This window comes from Rhodococcus oryzae (assembly GCF_005049235.1).
Classification (GTDB): Bacteria; Actinomycetota; Actinomycetes; order Mycobacteriales; family Mycobacteriaceae; genus Rhodococcus_G; species Rhodococcus_G oryzae.
The window spans coordinates 459,680-477,569 of sequence record NZ_SUMD01000002.1; the positions used below are offsets into that span (position 1 = coordinate 459,680).

Consider the following 17,890-nt stretch of genomic DNA (forward strand, 5'->3'; position numbering starts at 1 on the left):
GGGAAACCCCTCCCGTCGACGGCGGGGCCGCCATACGCTGGTCGGGGAGTTTCCGTCACCGACGAGTGAGGAAGACCGATGAGCGATCACGTCTACAGCGTCACCGAGGTCGTGGGTTCCTCGAGCAAGGGGATCGACGACGCCATCGCGCAGGCGGTGGCCCGGGCGAGTTCGACCGTCCGCAATCTCGAGTGGTTCGAGGTGGTGGGCACCAGGGGACACATCCAGGACGGCGCCATCGGGCACGTCCAGGTGACCCTCAAACTGGGGTTCCGGCTCGACGCCGAATGAGCGGGTTCCCGCGCATCGACCGATGAGTTCCGGCTCCCTGCGTGGTCATAGTTACGGCAACGCCGACCACGGCGGTGCCGTGACTTGATGCCACGGCGGTGCCGTGACTTGATGCAGAGGGAGGCCGGCGGTGGCGGGCTATGTGCGGCTGGGGGACCTGAACACCTGGTACGACGAGCACGGCGAGGGCGAGCCGCTCGTGTTGCTGCACCCGGGCGGCGTCGACGCGCGCGCCTTCGGGCCGAACATCGACGGGTTGGCCCGCCGTTTTCGGCTGTTCACCCCCGAGCGTCGCGGCCACGGACACACACCGGACGCGCCCGGCCCCATCACCTTCGACCTGATGGCCCGGGACACCATCGCGTTCCTCGAATCGGTCCCGCGCGGGCCTGTCCACCTGCTCGGGTGCAGTGACGGCGCCACCGTGGCCCTGCTGGTGGCCCTGCGCAGGCCCGACCTGGTCCGGCGGCTGGTCTGCGTCGCGGGCGTCTTCCACCGGGACGGCTGGGAACCCGGGGTCGTGGATGCGGACCAGCCGTCGCCCGCCTTCCTCGCGGACATGTACGCCGAGGTGTCTCCGGACGGTGCCGGGCACCACCCGGTCGTGGTCGCGAAGCTGAACCGGATGCACCTCGAGGAGCCGACTCTGACCGTGGACGACCTGCGACGGGCCGCCGGCCGGACACTGGTGATGGTCGGTGACGACGACGAGGTGACCCTCGAGCACGCGCTCGCGCTGTACCGCGGCCTGCCGAATGCCGAGCTCGCGGTGGTACCGGGTACCTCGCACGGCCTGCTGGTGGAGAAGCCCGAACTCTGCAACCGGATCATCCTGGACTTCCTGACCACCGAACCGGTGCCGACGATGGCGCCGATCCGACGGGCGCGCGGCGCGTGACCGCGCCTGATGGAGGATCGGCGGCGGCCAGGGCGCGTTCCCTCGCCAATACCGGCCAGGTGCGCAAGTATGGGTGCGTGGAGCTGCCGCTGACACCGCCCCTGCAACCGATGCTGGCGAAGGCCGCGCCTGCGGTCCCGACTCAGCCCGACGGCGAGGAGCCGGTGTGGTCGTACGAGCCGAAATGGGACGGATTCCGCGCCATCGTCTTTCGTGACGGCGACGAGGTGGTCCTGAGCTCCCGGAGCGGAAAGGACCTGGGCCGCTACTTTCCCGAGATGATCGCGGCGGTGCGGGCCGAACTGCCTGTCCGCTGTGTGCTCGACGGTGAGCTGGTGGTGCCGCGCGAGATCGACGGCCGCACCCGGCTTGACTGGGAGGCCTTGTCGGAGCGGATCCACCCGGCCGAGAGCCGGGTCACCCTGCTGGCCGAGCAGACTCCGTCGCAGCTGATCGGATTCGACATGCTCGCGCTGGGGGACGAGGACCTGACGAAGCGGCCGTTCGGCGAGCGGCGCGACATCCTGCTCGACCATGTCGGTGGCGGCCCGTCCTGCCACGTCACCACCGCCACCACCGACGCCGCGCTCGCCCAGGAGTGGTTCCACGCCTTCGAGGGTGCCGGGCTCGACGGTGTGGTCGCGAAGAAGCTTGCGGGGCACTATCTTCCGAACAAGCGCGAGATGATCAAGGTCAAGCACGCCCGGACCGCGGACTGTGTGGTGATCGGCTATCGGCCGCACAAGAGCCAGCCGGGTATCGGATCCATGCTGCTCGGCCTCTACAACGGCGACGAGCTGCACATGATCGGCGGGGCCTCCGCGTTCACCGCGGCCAAGCGGATCGAGATGCTCGAGTTGCTGCAGCCCTACCGCGAGGGTGAGGACGTGGTGTACGACGGCGAGGCGAGCCGGTGGTCGGCGGGCAAGGATCGCCAATGGGTTCCGCTGCGTCCGGAGCTGGTGGTGGAGGTGGCGTACGACCAGATGGAGGGGGACCGGCTGCGGCACGCCGCGCGGTTCCTGCGCTGGCGGCCCGACCGCGAGGCGCGTGAATGCACCTACGAGCAACTGGAGGTCCCGGTGCGCTATGACCTGAGCGATGTGTTGGCGGGGGAGGACTGATGGCGGCTAAGGCACCGGCCATGGAACTCGACGTGGACGGCATCGCGGTCCGGCTCTCGAGTCCCGACAAGATCTACTTCCCGCAGCTCGGCGCCGAGGGTGGCAGCAAACGTGATCTGGTCGAGTACTACCGGACCATCGCGCTCTTCGACGGCGGACGGTCCGGGATCATGACCGCCCTCCGGGACAGGCCAACGCACCTGCAGCGCTTCCCGGACGGCATCGAGGGCGAGGAGATCTACCAGAAGCGACTGCCCGCCAAGCGGCCCGAGTACCTGGACACCTGCACGGTCACCAACCCCAACGGCCGCACTGCCGACGCGCTGCGGGTGCGGCACGCCGCCGATATCGTCTGGGCTGCGCAGATGGGCAACGTCACCTTCCATCCGTGGCCGGTGCGGAGTACCGACCCGGATCGGCCCGACGAGCTGCGCATCGACCTGGATCCGCAGCCGGGCACCGGGTTCGAGGAGGCCAGGGCCGTGGCGGTGGATGTCCTCGCACCGCTGCTCGACGAACTGGGGCTGGTCGGGTTCCCGAAGACCTCCGGCGGGCGCGGGGTCCACGTCTACGTCCGGATCGAACCGCGCTGGGACTTCATCGAGGTGCGACGCGCGGCCATCGCGGTGGCAAGGGAGATCGAGCGCCGCGACCCGACACGCGTGACCACCGCATGGTGGAAAGAGGAACGCGGCGAACGGATCTTCATCGACTTCAACCAGACGGCAAGGGACAAGACGGTGGCGTCGGCCTACTCGGTCCGCAAGACCCCGCGGGCGACGGTGTCGACCCCGGTCACCTGGGCGGAACTGCCGGACGTCGAGCCGGACGACTTCACCATCGCCTCCGTGCCCGAGTTGGTGGCCAGGCGCGGCGACCCGGCAGCCCGGATCGATGACATCGCGTACTCGCTGGACGCGCTGCTGGACATGGCGGAGCGGGATGCGGCGAACGGGTTGGGCGACATGCCGTATCCGCCGCAGTACCCGAAGATGCCGGGCGAACCGAAGCGGGTGCAGCCGAGCAAGGACAGGGACCGGAAATAGCGTCACGCCGGCGCCGCGACGGATCCGGCGTGAATCGTCGAGAGACTTCGAGCTCGAGGTACTAGGCTCCGAATCAGCTGTTCAGGCACGCACGAGCATCGGAGGATGCGATGACGGAGAACCCTATCGTTGACAGCAACGAGGCAATGCTGCAGATCGGCAAGGACATCTGGTGGCTGCTGCTGATCCGCGGCATATTCGCCGTCATCTTCGGCATCGTTGCGCTGGTCTGGCCGGGCGTCACCGTGTGGGCGATGGTGGTCGTGTTCGGTGTGTACGCGATCGTCGACGGCCTCGTCGAGGTGGTCCGGTCGATCCAGGCGCGCAAGATCGTCACCGGCTGGGTGTGGTGGCTGATCGGCGGCATCGTGTCCGTGCTCGCCGGTATCGTGGCCTTCGCGTGGCCCGAGGTCACCGTGCTGGTGGCCGTGTACGTGATCGGATTCTGGGCGATCCTGGTCGGCATCCTCGAGATCATGGGCTCGTTCAAGGTGAAATCCGTTGGTGGACAGTGGGTGTGGCTCCTGATCGCGGGCATTCTCGCGGTCCTGTTCGGGTTGCTGCTGGTCATCTTCCCGGTCGAGGGCGTCAGTAGCCTCGTCTGGCTGGTCGGCTTCTTCGCCATCATCTTCGGAATCGTGTTCGTGGCCGGGGCATTCCAGCTCCGCTCCGCCGCCAAGCGCGCGGGAGTGGTCTGACCGGCATGAGTAGGCGTGGCGGTCGCTCCCGCCTGCCCGCGGGCGGCGGGAGCGCACCGACCGAGATGCACGTCGACGCACAATTCCTGCCGTTGGCCGATCGGTTCTTCGCGATGTACCGGCAACCGAACAACGGTGGCGGAGCCCTGACCGCCTACGTGAACGGCGAACTGGTGCTCGACATCTGGGCCGGTTGGGCGGACCGCGACCGACGCTGGCGGCGCGACACCGTCGCCCTGTCCTTCTCCACAGGCAAGGGCGTGGCCAGCACGGTGCTGCACCGGCTGGCCGACCGAGGTGTCGTCGACTACGACGAACCGGTGGCGACGTACTGGCCCGAGTTCGCCTCGGCGGGCAAGGAGCGGATCACGATCCGGGACATGCTCACCCACCGGGCGGGCCTGCACCGGATTCGGGGGCTGGTCCGGGGCAAGACCGGGCTCCTCGACTACGACCGTGTTGTCGCCGCGCTGGCCGCGGCGCGGCCGGACCCGCGCCGGCTCAGCGGTCCCGGGTACCACGCGGTCACGTACGGATGGATCGTCGCGGAGACGGTGGCGCGGGCGACGGGTCGCAGTTTCACCGATGTGGTGCGCACCGAGATCGCGGAGCCGCTCGGCGTCGAGGAGTTCTGGTACCGGGTACCGCCCGAGCATCGGCACCGGATCGCGAAGCTGTTCCCGCACCTCAGCCCAGGCGCCGTGTCCTGGGGCATGGCCTCCTCGGTGATGACGCGGCTGCGCCCGTTCAACGGGCTCGCGGAGGCCGGCATGCCGGAGGGCTTCGACGAGCTGGTCCGTGACCCGATCGTGCACGACGCGGTGATGCCGGGCTGGAACGGCGTGTTCACCTCGCGTGCACTCGCGAAGATGTATGCGGCGATCGCGAACGACGGCGTCATCGACGGCAGGCGCTTCCTCTCCTCCGACACCATCGAGCGGATGGGCGAGGTACAGACCTTCGGTCGCGACTATGTCCTCGGGGCCCGGGTGAACTGGCGGCTCGGCTACCACCCGGTGTTCATCGCGAACCGGTCCCAGCCCAGGGCGGCGTTCGGCCATTACGGGGTCGGGGGATCGGGTGCCTATGCGGACCCGGAGACCGGCCTCGCCCTCGGTTTCGTCACCAATCGGATGGGCAACGCACTGACCGCGCTGGGCGACCTGCGCCTGGCCCGGCTCGGCGCGGTGGCGCAGAAAACGGTGCGTGGGCGTTAGTGCCCCACGGGGCAGCCGGTGCGGTGATCCGCCGGCTGAGAGGCGGATCACCTACCCGGGTCGGCACCGGCGCGACCTGGGGCGGAGCCGTCCGACCAGGCCGTCTGGGCGGAGTGGCTCCTGGCCAATGGCGAACCTGTTGTGTCTACTGGAATCGGCGACGCCTGCGAACGCGGGATCAGCCGAGCTCTTCTGCAGTCGGATGATGGGACGTGAATGCGCAAGATCGAGACCGGGACCACGAGTCGTCGGCGCTGGACGAATCGGGTCGCGACGGCCCTGATCGGTGCCGCGGCCGCAGGCACGGCGCTGGTCGTTCCCGCGCAGGCGGTACCGCTGTTTCCCGGTGGTCCCGATATTGCGCTGCCGACCCTCCCTGCCCTGCCCGGACTGCCTGCGCCTGCGGCGCCCCTCGCGCCGCTGCCTCCGGTGGAGCCGCAGGCCGGGCCCGCCAACTTCTCCGCGCCCAGCCTGAACCCGTCCGAGGGTGAGGTGGTCGGCGTCGCGCAGCCCATCATCATCCGGTTCGACGAGGCCATCGACGACCGCGCCACCGCGGAGCGGGCCATCAAGATCAGCAGCAGCCCGAAGGTCGACGGCTCCTTCTACTGGATCAACGACAGTCAGGTGCGCTGGCGGCCTGCTGAGTTCTGGCCGGCAGGTACCGACGTCGTGGTCGAGGCGGGCGGTGCGCGCTCGGCCTTCCACATCGGCGATGCGCTGGTGGCCACCGCCGACGACAACAGCAAGCAGATCACCATCACCCGCAACGGTGAGGTGGTCAAGACCATGCCGACCTCGATGGGCAAGACCGGCCACGAGACCCCGAACGGCACCTACATCGTCGGCGAGCAGCTTCGCGACATGTACATGGACTCGTCGACCTACGGTGTCCCGATCGACGCGCCGGAGGGCTACCGCACCTACGTCGAGTACGCGACCCGCATCTCCAACAGCGGCATCTTCGTGCACGCCGCGCCGTGGTCGGTGAACCAGCAGGGCAGCACCAACACGAGCCATGGCTGCCTGAACGTGAGCACCGAGGACGGCAAGTGGTTCTTCGAGAACGCTAAGAAGGGTGACCCGGTGATCGTGACGAACACCAGTGGCGGGACGCTCAACGGCTCCGACGGCCTGGGGGACTGGAACCGGTAGCGGAGTCTTCAACCGCGCGAGATGCGCGCACGATCACCGGGTGATCGTGCGCGCATCATTCGTATGAGGCCGGTTACAGATCGGGATTGGTGATACGGGCGACCGTCAGGTCGATGGACTCGATCGCGTCGGTACGCGAGTAGCCCTCCTTGTTGAAGCTCTCCCACCCGGTCAGCAGGCACCACCACAGCATCCGGCGGATCCACCGGACCTTGAGCTCCGACGAGAAGGTGCCGTCGGCCTGGCCGCGTTCGATCAGAGCGAGCAGCGGCGCGTCGACAGCGCCGAGTCCCTCCCAGAACGCCGCGTTCGACAGCGCCTGCGGGTCGCCGAAGATGAGCGAGAGCAGGGGCCCGAGGTCGAAGCACTCGTGGCTCATCCGGCGCAGCGCCGCGTCCGCGGGGCCCTCGGTTGGCCGGGACCGCTCGAGTGCCACGCGGAGCTTGTCGAGGGCGTCCTCGCCGAGTGCGCGGACCAGATCGATGCGCTCTGGGTAGTAACGGTGCAGGGTGCTGCGACCCACCTCCGCCTCCGCCGCGATCTCGCTGAGGGGGGCGGCCGAGTTCTTGCCGAGCACGTCGACGGCCGCGTCGAGTATGGCGCGACGGGTGCGTGCTTTGGTGCCCGATTCGGGGACGGTCACGGTCGACATGTCCTCACGGTAGCAGTGGATTGTTCCCAATTGGAACTTTCATTGACAAAAATGGGACGTGAATGTTCCACTGATGGACATGAGTGATTCTCCGGCGTCTGTGAGCTGGCCGAACATGCGGCTGCTGTGGTTCTTCATTCGCCCGCACCGCAAGGTGCTCGGACTCGGCCTGGTCCTGGGGTTGATCGTCACCGCTTCGGGTCTGGCGACGCCGATGATCATCAAGCACATCCTGGATACGCTCAGCAGCGATGGCTCGATGCTCACGCCCGTCCTCACGCTCCTCGGCGTGCTCGTGGTCACCGGTGTCGTCGGGTACTTCCAGTGGATCCTGCTCGGCACGTTGGCTGCGCGAGTGGTCTATGACGCTCGGGAATCCATCGTGCGCAGGTACTTCCGTTCCACGGTCGGCAGCCTGACGGCGCGGCCGTCCGGCGAACTGGTCACCCGGGTCACCTCGGACACCGTTCTGCTCAGGGAGGCGACCTCCTCGAGCTTGGTTGAACTGTTCAACGGCGTCGTCAGTGTGATCGGCACCCTCGTCCTGATGGCGATGCTCGATCTCGTCCTGTTCGGGGCGACCGTGGCCTCGCTCCTGGTCGTCGGTGCCCTCGCCCTCGTTCTCATGCCGCAGGTCGCGAAGTCGCAGCGGCGGGCGCAGGAATCGGTTGGTCGGCTCGGTGGTGTGCTCGAGGGGGCGCTGCGCGCGATCCGGACGGTCAAGTCCAGCCGCGCTGAGGCTCGCGAGGCGGAGCGGATCATCATCGACGCGAAGGACTCACAGCTGCACAGCGTCAAGGCGGTTCGGGTCACGGCTCTCGTCTGGATCATCGCGGGTGGCGGTATGCAGCTCGCGATCATCGGGATTCTCGCCTTCGGTGCGTACCGGGTGAGTACGGGGGCGTTGGCGGTCTCCGCGCTGGTCGCGTTCCTGCTGTATGCCTTCCTGCTCACCGCCCCGGTGACCGCGATGGCGCAGAACGTCGCGCTGGTCCAGTCCGGGATCGCCGCGGCGAGCCGGATTCGCGAGGTGCAGGACATGGAGATCGAGGAGCACGCTGCCGTCGAGGTCCAGCCGCTGCGGCCGTCTCCCGACGTGCCGGTGCTCGAGCTGGTCGACGTCGTCGCCCGGTACGCGCCCGGTACCGAGCCGTCCGTGCGAGGGGTCAGCGCGCAGATCCCGGCACGCGGGCACACCGCGATCGTCGGGCCGTCCGGGGCGGGCAAGACCACCCTGTTCTCGTTGCTGCTGCGGTTCCTGCACCCGGAGAGCGGTGAGATTTTGCTCGACGGCGTGCCCTACTCGGAGCTGCCTTTCGACCAGGTTCGCTCCCGGCTGGCGTATGTGGAGCAGGAGACGCCCATCGTGCCGGGCACGATCCGGTCGAACCTGCTGTTCACCCACCCCGAGGCGACAGAGGAGGAGGTGTGGGACGCGCTACGTGCGGTGCACCTCGACGAGACCGTGAGTGCGCTCGAGGACGGACTCGACAGCGACCTGTCCTCCACCAACGTCTCCGGTGGGCAGCGGCAGCGAATCGCTCTGGCGCGAGCCATCGTTCGCCGCCCGGACGTGCTGCTCCTCGACGAGGCCACGGCGCAGGTGGACGGCCGGACCGAGGCCGCGATCCACGACATGATCCGGGAGCTGTCTCAGACGGGTTCTGTGGTGACCATCGCGCACCGGCTCTCGACCGTGATCGACGCCGACACCATCCTGGTGATGGAACACGGGCGGGTGCGGGCACGCGGCACCCACGTGGAGCTGATGGAGTCGGACCAGCTCTACCGGGAACTGGTCACCGCGTTGCGAATCGGGGTCGACCTCAGGGTCGCCGTGTAGGGCGGCGGTAGGCTCGGTCGGTGGCCGTCGCAGCCTTCGATACGTCTGAGCCCGCCGCCGAACGCCGGCGGCGAGGCAAGCATCTGCGTGCCCGGATCCCGCGCGGGGCGCACGGTTCGTGGGAGCCGTCCTCGTGTCGGCCCGATCCGGTGTCGATCCTCGACCGGCAGAACGCGAATCGGATTCCCGAGCTGGTTCCGCTCAGGTTCGAGCGAATGTTGGTCTCGCCGTTCACCTTCCTGCGTGGCTCGGCCGCCATCATGGCGTGGGATCTGGCGCACTGCGCGCGAACAGACCTGACCGTGATGGCCAGCGGGGATGCCCACCTCGCGAACTTCGGGCTGTTCGCCGGACCGGACCGCCGGCTCGTGTTCGACCTCAACGATTTCGACGAGGTGCATCGCGGGCCGTTCGAATGGGATCTCAAGCGGCTGGCGACCTCGGCGCTGGTGGCGGCGACCACGAACGGTCACAGTGCGTCGGACGCGCGTGCCGCGGCACTGATCGTGGGAGCCGCATACCGGGAGACGATCCGTCACGCGGCGCAGATGCCCGCGCTGGACGTCTGGTATCTCCGGATCGAGGCGGACGCGATGCTGGCCGGGCTGCGGGATCAGATCACCGCTCGTCAGGTCGGGGCGGCAGAGGCCGTGATGGCCAAGGCGGAGCGGCGAACTCAGCTCGGCTCGCTCAAGCGGTTCGCCAGGCACGAGAACGGCCGGTTCCTCATCAAGGACGAGCCACCCCTGATCGCCCGGCTCCCGCACGAGCGGCATGCGGAGGTGACGGATCTGCTCCGGGCCTCCTTCGAGCGCTATCTCGGGACCCTGGCGGGGGACCGGCGGGAACTGGTGGAGCGCTACCGATTCCAGGACATCGCCAGCAAGGTCGTCGGGGTCGGATCGGTAGGCATGCTCGGCTTCATGGCGCTGTTCGTGGGCGAGAGCGCCCAGGACCCGCTGTTCCTGCAGATCAAGGAGGCGCAGCCGTCGGTTCTTGCGCCGTACGTTCCCGGTTCGCCGCACCGTGACCAGGGCAGGCGGGTGGTCGAGGGGCAGCGGCTGATCCAGAGCGCGAGCGATCCGTTCCTCGGATGGTTCAGCGGCCCAGGTCCGTTCGGCCGCGACTTCTATGTCCGGCAGTTGCGGGACAAGAAGGGCTCCTTCAGCATCGCCGCGATGGACCCGTCCGGGCTGCGGGCGTACGCACGGCTGTGTGCGATCGCGCTGGCCAGAGCCCACGCCCGTACCGGTGATCCGGCCGCGATTGCCGGATACCTTGGCAACGGAACCGCTTTCGATGAGGCCATCGCGGAGTTCGCGGTGGTCTACGGCGAGCAGAACCGGCTGGACTACGAGGAAGTGCGGCGTTGCCGCAGTAGTGCGGTCACGGAGACCTGAGGCTCCGTGACCGCACCACCGCGCCGCAGGCGCATCACCAGATGCGGACGCGGCGCTCGGGTTCGAGGTAGAGCGCGTCGCCGGACGTGACGTCGAACGCCTCGTGGAAGCTGTCCAGGTTGCGCACCACGCCGTTGCAGCGGAACTCCGGCGGCGAGTGCGGGTCGACGGCGAGGCGGCGGATGGCCTCCTCGTTCCTGGCCTTGGTTCGCCACACCTGCGCCCAGCCGAAGAAGACGCGCTGCAGGCCGGTCAGCCCATCGAGGGTGGGAGAGTCCTTGCCGTCCATCGCGATCCGGTACGCCTCGACCGCGATGGACAGGCCGCCGAGGTCGCCGATGTTCTCGCCGATGGTGAACTCGCCGTTGACCTTGTGTCCCGGCAGCGCCTTCGGCTCGAACTCGTTGTACTGCTCGATCAGCGCCTTGGTCCGCTTGCCGAACTCGGTGCGGTCGCTGTCCGTCCACCAGTCGATCATGTTGCCGTCGCCGTCGTACTTGGCGCCCTGGTCGTCGAAGCCGTGCCCGATCTCGTGTCCGATGACCGCGCCGATTCCGCCGTAGTTCGCCGCGTCGTCCGCGGCGGCGTCGAAGAACGGCGGCTGCAGAATCGCTGCGGGGAAGACGATCTCGTTCATTCCCGGGTTGTAGTAGGCGTTGACCGTCTGCGGGGTCATGAACCACTCGTCGCGATCCACCGGTCCGCCGAGCTTGGCCAGGTCGCGGTCGTGATCGGCGGCGTACCCGCGACGGTAGTTGCCGACCACGTCGTCCGCGGTGATGACCAACCCGGAGTAGTCCCGCCACTTGTCGGGGTAGCCGATCTTCGGGGTGAACTTCTCCAGCTTGGCCAGCGCCGCGCTCCGGGTGTCCGGGCTCATCCACTCCAGTTCGGAGATGTTGCGGCGGTACGCCTCCTGCAGGTTCGCCACCAGCTCCTGCATCCGGGCCTTTGCCTCGGCGGGGAAATGTCGCTCTACGTAGAGCTTGCCGACGGACTCGCCGAGCAGGTCCTGCACCAGGGAGACGCCGCGCTTCCAGCGTTCACGGTTCTCCTCGGTGCCGGACAGGGTGGTGCCGTAGAAGGCGAAATCCTCCGCGACCAGGTCGGCGGTCAGGTATTCGGCCCGCGAGTGGATCACCTTCCACGCCGCCCACGCCTTCCAGTCGGAGAGGGGGCGCTGCGTCCAGAGTGCGGTCAGTGCCGTCAGGAAGCTGGGCTGGCGGACCACCAGCTCCGCGAAGGTATCAGGTGTACCGCCGAGGCCGGACACCCAAGCGGGCCAGTCGAATCCGTCATTGTCGGTGGACAGGTCGGCCAGGGTGACCAGGTTGTAGCTGAGTTCGGCATCGCGCCTGCGCACCACGTCCCAGTGGCCGGCGGCGATCTGGGTCTCCAGGTCGAGGATCGTCTGCGCGTCGGTGACCGGGTCGGGCCTGCCTGCGAGGGTGAGCATCTTCCGCACGTGCTCGAGGTAGGCCGAGCGGGTCTCGGCGTAGGAATCCTCGCGGTAGTAGGACTCGTCGGGCAGCCCGATCCCGGACTGGGTGAGGTGCACGAGGTAGCGCGTGGAGTCCTTGGCGTCGGTGTCGACGTAGTTTCCGATAGCCCCGGAGACGCCGGTGCGCTGCAGCTCACCGAGCAGTCCCGCGAGAGCGGACAGATCGCTCACCGCGTCGACCGCGGCGAGCTCGCCCGCGATCGGCTCCAACCCGGCCCGCTCGACGGCGTCGGCATCCATGAACGAGCTGTAGAGGTCGCCGATCCGCTGCGAGTCGGTGCCCTCCTCGCCGCGGGCCTCCGCGGACTCGGTGATGATCGCCCGCACGTCGACCTCGGCCTGGTCGTAGAGCGTGCGGAAGGCACCGTCCACCGCTCGGTCGGCGGGGATCACGTAGTCGTCCAACCATTTGCCGTTGACGTGGACGAACAGGTCGTCCTGCGCGCGGATGCCCTGGTCGAGGTGGGTGAGGTCGATTCCGGAAGCGGGCGTCGTCATGCCTCTATTTCTACCGCGACGCCGCCGACCGTGCGTGAGTTGTACCCCGGTGGGGGGTGAAACACGCGCACGGGCGCGCAGCGCTACACCCCGATGTTGATGGCGCCGAGGTATCCGTCGCCTGCCCAGACGGCCGTCACCATGCCGGACTCATCGAAGATGCCGTCGCCGGCGTTGTCGACGTTGTTCGCCCGCCCGGTGTGCTCGTTGTACGGTGCCGACGCGTACACCTCGTCGATGAGCCCCTCCTCGAAGTAGAGCTGCGAGGTGAGCACGGTGGCCTTGTCCACGTGCACCTTGAGGTGGATGTGCGTGGTGCGGCCCTGGTACCAGCCGGGGAAGATCGTGGTGAACCTCGCGATGCCGTCGGCGTCGGTGGTCTGCGCTCCGCGCAGGTAGGTGCCGTCGTCGGTGGTGGCCGACTCGCTGTCGCCCTTGCTGTACGAGCCGTCGGAGTAGTCCGTCGTGTTGCCGCCGGGACCGCCGGGAACACTCCCACCCGCACCGCCGGGCCCACCCTCGGGAGGCCGCCCTTGGCCACCTTCGGGAGGCCCACCAGGGCCGCCCTCGGGGGGAGCGCCGTTGGCGCCCTGCGAACCGGATTCGAAGCCGGAATACAGGCCGCCCGCGTCGCAGTGCCAGATCTCCACGACGGCATTGGCTACCTCGCCGCCCGAGCCGTCGGGGGTGCACTTTTGCAGATCCTGCACCCGGACGGCCAGGTCGAGGGTGGCGCCGGGCCGGTCCTCACGCAGGTCGTTGCGGATCGAGTCGACGTCGAACCAGTACGGGCCCTGCGTCTCCTCGGTGGTCATGACGCACTGTGGGGCCCGGGCGAGCAGGGCGGTCACATCGCCGCTCGCGGCGACCGCCGTGCCGGTGGCGGACGCCGAGGCGCTCGTCGTGGTCCCGCCGGAGCCGTTGCCCGTGCAGGCCGCGATCAGCCCGCTGAGTCCGACTGTCCCGCCAAGGGCCAGCGCTCGCCGTCGGCTGACGCGGGCGCGGCTGCGCTCGATGTCCTCGTTCACGTTGATCTCCGCTCGGTGTAGATGGTGTTCACCATCGTCGAGCGGGTAGCTGTGAGAACCCTGGCAGCGGGCTGCGAGGTGCCTGGGCGCGGGTGCGGTCAGCGCGGCGGGACCATGGTCGGGGCCTCGAACGTCACCGAGAACCGATCCTCGATGTTGCTCTCGAACTCGTCCTCGCACCGCTGCTGGGCGGCCCGGTTGTTGCCCGCCTCACGGAGGCAGTCGACGAAGTCCTGGCCGCCGACCTTGTGGAACAGACCGATCCCGACCACGACGAGCACGATCGAGATGATCAGCCCGGCGAGGCCGAGCAGGATGCCCGTGAGGGCAACCCCGCCGTTGGTGGCCTGCCTCTTCTTGTACAGCGATCGGCCCACGAGGCCGACGATGATCGCGACGGCCCCGAGCAGGATGCCGCCGATGATGGTCCACACGGTCAGCACCGAGAAGATGCCGAGGACGAGCGCGGTGATGCCCGCGCCGTTGCGGGGCTGCGCGGGCGGCTGTGGGTACGGCTGCGCCGCATACGGCTGACCTGGGTAGGGCTGGCCGGGGTAGGGCTGACCCTGGTACGGCTGGCCTGGGTAGGGCTGACCGGGGTAGGGCTGACCTTGGTACGGCTGGCCGGGGTACGGCGGCTGCCGGTCATCCGGCGGCGGGGTTCCCTCCGGGGGGTTCGGCGGCTGCTGGTCGTCCGGCGGCGGGGTTCCGTTCGGTGGCTGATTCGTCATCGTCTCTCCTCGGATTCACCCATGGGCACCGGAAAAGCCAAGTCACCCGCAGACTAGTCGCGTCGGAGGTCCGATAGACCGTATTGCCGCGACCCCGGTCAGCGCAGCTGGACGCTGGCTGCCGCCCGCGCGAGCAGGCGTCCGGAGGGATCGACGAGTCGCGACTCGATCAACGCCAGCCGCCGCCCGGCCCGGAGTACCTCGGCCTCGGCGCGGATCGGGGGGCCGTCGGACGCGGGGGATCGGACGAAATCGATCCTCAGGTCGAGCGGCTCGTAGCCCTGACCGGGGGCGGTGAGCGTCTGTGCGGCCAGACCCGTGATCAGGTCGGCCGCGGAGATCAGCACCCCGCCCTGAATGGATCCGAGCGGGTTGCTCATCCAGTTCCGCGGCGCGAACTCGCCGATCACGCGCCCCCGGGCCACCTCGGTCAGCCCCATGCCGAGCAGTCCGGCGAGCGGACCTCGTGCCAGCGCGTCGCGTCCGATACTCTCCACGATCTCCAGACCGGGGTGGTCGGCGAGCTCGGCGGCGTCCGCGACCGGTTCGGCGGCCTCGACGGGCAGGGCGTCGCCCCGGAGCACGGCCTCGGCGTTGGCGGCCTCTCGGGTGACCACCATTCCGCGGGTCTGCAACGCCATGAGCACCTCGCCGTCGGGTCCGCGCATGTCGCCGGTGGCCAGTCCGGTGCCCGCCGCGCTGTCGATCCGGACCGCCTTGCCCCTCGCCTCGATGGTGCCGCTCGCGGGCAGTGGACCGGCGAGAGCGGCCACCACCTGCGACAACACCACCTGGGTTCCCTCGGGGACCGCGTTCCCGATCGCGCGGCCTGGCACGTTGTCGGCCAGCACCCCGATCGACCCGAGGACGGTCCGGCCGCGATGGTCGTGGAACCGCGGGCCGACCTCCTGCCGGAACCGGATCAGGCCGGGGGCGAGCTCGACGGCCTGCACGCCCATCAGCTCGTTGAGCCGGTCGATCCGCTGGTTCTCCGTGGTGGTCATGCGTCTTCTCTATCACCGGGGCCGCGCCGGTCGGCCGCGCGGTCCCGGTCAGCGGCTGAGCCGACCGGCGGGCCGATCAGCCGCCGAGGCGGCCGTGCATCTCCCAGACCAGCACCTCGGCCGGCGCGTCGGCGGACAATCGCTGACCGCCCGACGCGGTGAGCCGGACCGCGTCACCTTCGGACAGGATCCCCGCGCCCTCCAGTGACACCTCGCCCTCGGCGACGAAAAGATGCAGGTAGGGGGCCTCGGGGAGCTGTACGGAGCCGCCCGGCTGCAGGCGCGCCACATGCAGCGCAGCGCCGCTGTTCGCGATCGTGATGGCCGACTGGTTCCGGTGTGCGGGCATGCCGGAGGCCACCGGCACCAGCCCGCCGCGCATCAGCTCGTCGTCGATCTCGAGCTGCTCGTAGCCGGGGCTGATGCCCGGCTCGTCGGGGAGCACCCACATCTGGATGAATCGAACCGGCTCGGCATGCTCGTCGTGCTGGGATCCGGCCAGGCGCCAGGAGTCGTTCTTCTCCGAGTGCAGGATGCCGGTGCCTGCGCTCATCCGCTGGGCCAGGCCCGGGTAGATGACGCCGGAATGCCCGATCGAGTCCTGATGCACCAGCGATCCCCGCAGCACCCAGGTGACGATCTCCATGTCCCGGTGCGGATGGGTGTCGAAGCCCTGGCCCGGCATCACGATGTCGTCGTTGTTGACCATCAGTACGCCGTGGTGGGTGTTGTCCGGGTCGTAGTGCTGCCCGAACGAGAAGGAGTGCTTCGAGTCGAGCCAGGAGATCCGGGTCTTCATCCGATCGCCCGCGCGGTGGATGTCGACGTGCGGTGTGGTGGGTGCCGTCATGGGCGTCCTCCTTTGTGGTGCTTCGGGTTTCCAGAGTACGAGGGCGTCAAGGACTCGGTGCACAGTTGTCGGCTCCGATGCGGGACCGTTGCATGTCGGACCCGGTTCGGTGTGCGCGACCCGGGTTGTCGATCATCCTCGATCTCCTTGAAAAGGGTTGCTGTCCAAACGGATCCGCGCTTGGTTGCGGACTCACCTGATCGCGGCATGCATCTCCCAGATCAGCAGCTCCGTGGGTTCGGCTGCTGTGTACTGCTGGCCGCCGATCCCGGTGAGCCGCAATGAATCCCCCTGGTCGAGTCGTCCGAACCCCTCGACCTCGCCGGATCCGCGCGCGACGAACACGTGGACGTACGGCGCGTCCGGCATTGTTACCGACTGTCCAGTTTGCAATCTGGCGGCGTGCAGCCCCGCGTGCCGGTTGTTCAGGCCGATCGCGGCGTGATCGCGGTGCCGGGGCAGCCCCGACGCCACCGTGACAAGCCGGCCGCTGTCGAGTTCCGCGTCGATGGGTAGTTCCTGGTAGCTGGGCTCGATGCCGAACTCGTCCGGCGGGATCCACATCTGCACCACGTGCACCGGCCCGGTGCCCCGGGTCCCGTCCGCCCGCCAGCGGTCGTTGCGCTCGGAGTGCATGATGCCGCGGCCCGCGCTCATCCGCTGCGCGAGTCCGGGGTGGACCACCCCCGAGTGCCCCTCGGAGTCCTGGTGGACCAGGGATCCGCTGAGCACCCAGGTGATGATCTCGGCGTCCCGGTGCTGGTGCATGTCGAAGCCGGACCCGGCGTCGACGATGTCCTCGTTGTTGACCACCAGCAGCCCGTGCGCGTTCGCGGCCAGGTCGAAGTTGCCCGCGAAGGGGAAGCTCTGCCAGGACTCGAGCCAGCCGTAGCGCTGGTGCGCACGGTCGCCCGCGCGTTGGACCGCGATCGACGGCATCGCTACGCCAGCGTCTCGTGGGCGGCGGGGATCGAGCCCAGCCGTCCGGCCTGGAAGTCCTCGAATGCCTGGATGACCTCCGCCTTGGTGTTCATCACGAACGGCCCGGCCATCGCGACGGGCTCGCGGATCGGCCTGCCGCCGAGGATGAAGACCTCGAGGGACTCGGTCCGGGAGTCCTGGGTGTCCGCGGCCGAGACGGTCAGCGTGTCGCCGCGTCCGAACACCGTGGTCTGGCCCATCCGGACCGGCCTGCGCTCGGCGCCGACCGTGCCCTCGCCCGCGAGGACGTACGCGAGCGCGTTGAACTCGGGGTTCCACGGCAGGGTCAGCCGGGCCCCCGGTGCGATGGTCGCGTGCACCAGGCTGATCGGGGTGTAGGTGGAGCCGGGGCCCTGGTGGCCGTCGACCTCGCCCGCGATGACGCGGACCAGTGCGCCGCCGTCCGGCGAGGACAGCAGCGCGACCTTGTTACCGGTGATGTCCTGGTAGCGCGGCGCGGCCATCTTGTTGTCGCGGGGCAGGTTCACCCACAGCTGCACGCCGTGGAACAGGCCCCCGCTGATCACGAGGTGTTCGGGTGGGGTCTCGATGTGCAGGATGCCGCCGCCCGCGGTCATCCACTGGGTGTCGCCGCCCCCGATCGTGCCGCCGCCACCGTTGGAGTCCTGGTGCTCCATGATCCCGTCGATCATGTACGTGACGGTCTCGAAGCCGCGGTGCGGATGCCATGGGGTGCCCTTGGGCTCACCCGGCGCGTAGTTCACCTCGCCCATCTGGTCCATGTGGATGAACGGGTCGAGGTGCTTCATGTCGACGCCCGCGAACGCGCGGCGCACCGGGAAGCCCTCGCCCTCGTAGCCAACGGGGGCGGTGGTCACGGCCAGCACCGGCCGCGCCGCGGATTCGGGCGCGGTCTCGGTGATGCGCGGCAGGGCGAGGATGTTGTCGACGGTCACGGCAGGCATGGGGCGCTCCTCCGACTCGGTTAGTTGATTGTTCAACTAGTGCATCT

17 protein-coding genes are annotated in these 17,890 nt (G+C 68.8%); 9 read left to right on the forward strand and 8 right to left on the reverse strand.

What is annotated here, in order from left to right; genetic code table 11:
- The first annotated feature begins 78 nt into the window (after window positions 1–78).
- From FCG67_RS05545 to FCG67_RS05575, 7 genes are all read left to right on the forward strand, one after another.
- A complete protein-coding gene (locus FCG67_RS05545) occupies window positions 79–291 on the forward strand; it encodes a dodecin (protein ID WP_077040148.1) in 213 nt (70 codons plus the stop codon).
- Window positions 292–421: 130 nt separating this feature from the next.
- On the forward strand, window positions 422–1,189 hold the full coding sequence (locus FCG67_RS05550; protein ID WP_136907851.1) for an alpha/beta fold hydrolase: 768 nt from the start codon (window positions 422–424) through the stop codon (window positions 1,187–1,189).
- Window positions 1,190–1,266: 77 nt separating this feature from the next.
- Window positions 1,267–2,313 (forward strand): ATP-dependent DNA ligase, encoded by a 1,047-nt coding sequence (locus tag FCG67_RS05555; protein WP_136907853.1) that lies wholly within the window; start codon window positions 1,267–1,269, stop codon window positions 2,311–2,313.
- Window positions 2,313–3,359, forward strand: coding sequence for a non-homologous end-joining DNA ligase (ligD, locus tag FCG67_RS05560; protein ID WP_136907855.1), 1,047 nt, complete (start codon window positions 2,313–2,315; stop codon window positions 3,357–3,359). The genes FCG67_RS05555 and ligD overlap by 1 nt, the downstream gene beginning before the upstream one ends.
- A gap of 110 nt (window positions 3,360–3,469) precedes the next feature.
- On the forward strand, window positions 3,470–4,057 hold the full coding sequence (locus FCG67_RS05565) for an HdeD family acid-resistance protein (protein ID WP_077040151.1): 588 nt from the start codon (window positions 3,470–3,472) through the stop codon (window positions 4,055–4,057).
- A 5-nt stretch (window positions 4,058–4,062) separates the two neighbouring features.
- Window positions 4,063–5,274, forward strand: coding sequence for a serine hydrolase domain-containing protein (locus tag FCG67_RS05570; RefSeq protein WP_136907857.1), 1,212 nt, complete (start codon window positions 4,063–4,065; stop codon window positions 5,272–5,274).
- A 216-nt stretch (window positions 5,275–5,490) separates the two neighbouring features.
- Complete coding sequence (locus FCG67_RS05575) at window positions 5,491–6,429, forward strand: L,D-transpeptidase (protein ID WP_136907859.1); 939 nt, start codon at window positions 5,491–5,493, stop codon at window positions 6,427–6,429.
- Between the two features lie 73 nt (window positions 6,430–6,502).
- On the opposite strand, the gene FCG67_RS05580 is transcribed toward FCG67_RS05575, so the two are convergent.
- Window positions 6,503–7,081, reverse strand: a complete 579-nt coding sequence (locus FCG67_RS05580; RefSeq protein ID WP_136907861.1) for a TetR/AcrR family transcriptional regulator — start codon at window positions 7,079–7,081, stop codon at window positions 6,503–6,505.
- Window positions 7,082–7,160: 79 nt separating this feature from the next.
- On the opposite strand from FCG67_RS05580, the gene FCG67_RS05585 reads away from it, so the two are divergent.
- Together FCG67_RS05585 and FCG67_RS05590 are read left to right on the forward strand one after the other, a co-directional pair.
- Complete coding sequence (locus FCG67_RS05585; RefSeq protein WP_246044863.1) at window positions 7,161–8,924, forward strand: ABC transporter ATP-binding protein; 1,764 nt, start codon at window positions 7,161–7,163, stop codon at window positions 8,922–8,924.
- A gap of 20 nt (window positions 8,925–8,944) precedes the next feature.
- Window positions 8,945–10,324, forward strand: a complete 1,380-nt coding sequence (locus FCG67_RS05590) for a DUF2252 domain-containing protein (RefSeq protein ID WP_136907863.1) — start codon at window positions 8,945–8,947, stop codon at window positions 10,322–10,324.
- 34 nt (window positions 10,325–10,358) lie between these two features.
- Here FCG67_RS05590 and FCG67_RS05595 read toward each other — a convergent pair whose 3' ends face one another.
- From FCG67_RS05595 to FCG67_RS05625, 7 genes are all read right to left on the reverse strand, one after another.
- A complete protein-coding gene (locus FCG67_RS05595; RefSeq protein ID WP_136907865.1) occupies window positions 10,359–12,323 on the reverse strand; it encodes a M13 family metallopeptidase in 1,965 nt (654 codons plus the stop codon).
- A gap of 83 nt (window positions 12,324–12,406) precedes the next feature.
- Window positions 12,407–13,351, reverse strand: coding sequence for a peptidase associated/transthyretin-like domain-containing protein (locus FCG67_RS05600; protein ID WP_136907867.1), 945 nt, complete (start codon window positions 13,349–13,351; stop codon window positions 12,407–12,409).
- A gap of 98 nt (window positions 13,352–13,449) precedes the next feature.
- Window positions 13,450–14,082, reverse strand: coding sequence for a DUF4190 domain-containing protein (locus FCG67_RS05605; RefSeq protein WP_136907869.1), 633 nt, complete (start codon window positions 14,080–14,082; stop codon window positions 13,450–13,452).
- Between the two features lie 98 nt (window positions 14,083–14,180).
- Window positions 14,181–15,086: a PaaI family thioesterase gene (locus FCG67_RS05610; RefSeq protein WP_136907871.1), complete on the reverse strand. Its 906-nt coding sequence runs from the start codon at window positions 15,084–15,086 to the stop codon at window positions 14,181–14,183.
- A gap of 76 nt (window positions 15,087–15,162) precedes the next feature.
- Window positions 15,163–15,936, reverse strand: coding sequence for a pirin family protein (locus FCG67_RS05615; protein ID WP_136907873.1), 774 nt, complete (start codon window positions 15,934–15,936; stop codon window positions 15,163–15,165).
- Window positions 15,937–16,128: 192 nt separating this feature from the next.
- Window positions 16,129–16,875: a pirin family protein gene (locus FCG67_RS05620; RefSeq protein ID WP_136907875.1), complete on the reverse strand. Its 747-nt coding sequence runs from the start codon at window positions 16,873–16,875 to the stop codon at window positions 16,129–16,131.
- A 2-nt stretch (window positions 16,876–16,877) separates the two neighbouring features.
- Window positions 16,878–17,843, reverse strand: coding sequence for a pirin family protein (locus FCG67_RS05625; RefSeq protein WP_136907877.1), 966 nt, complete (start codon window positions 17,841–17,843; stop codon window positions 16,878–16,880).
- Window positions 17,844–17,890 lie beyond the last annotated feature (47 nt).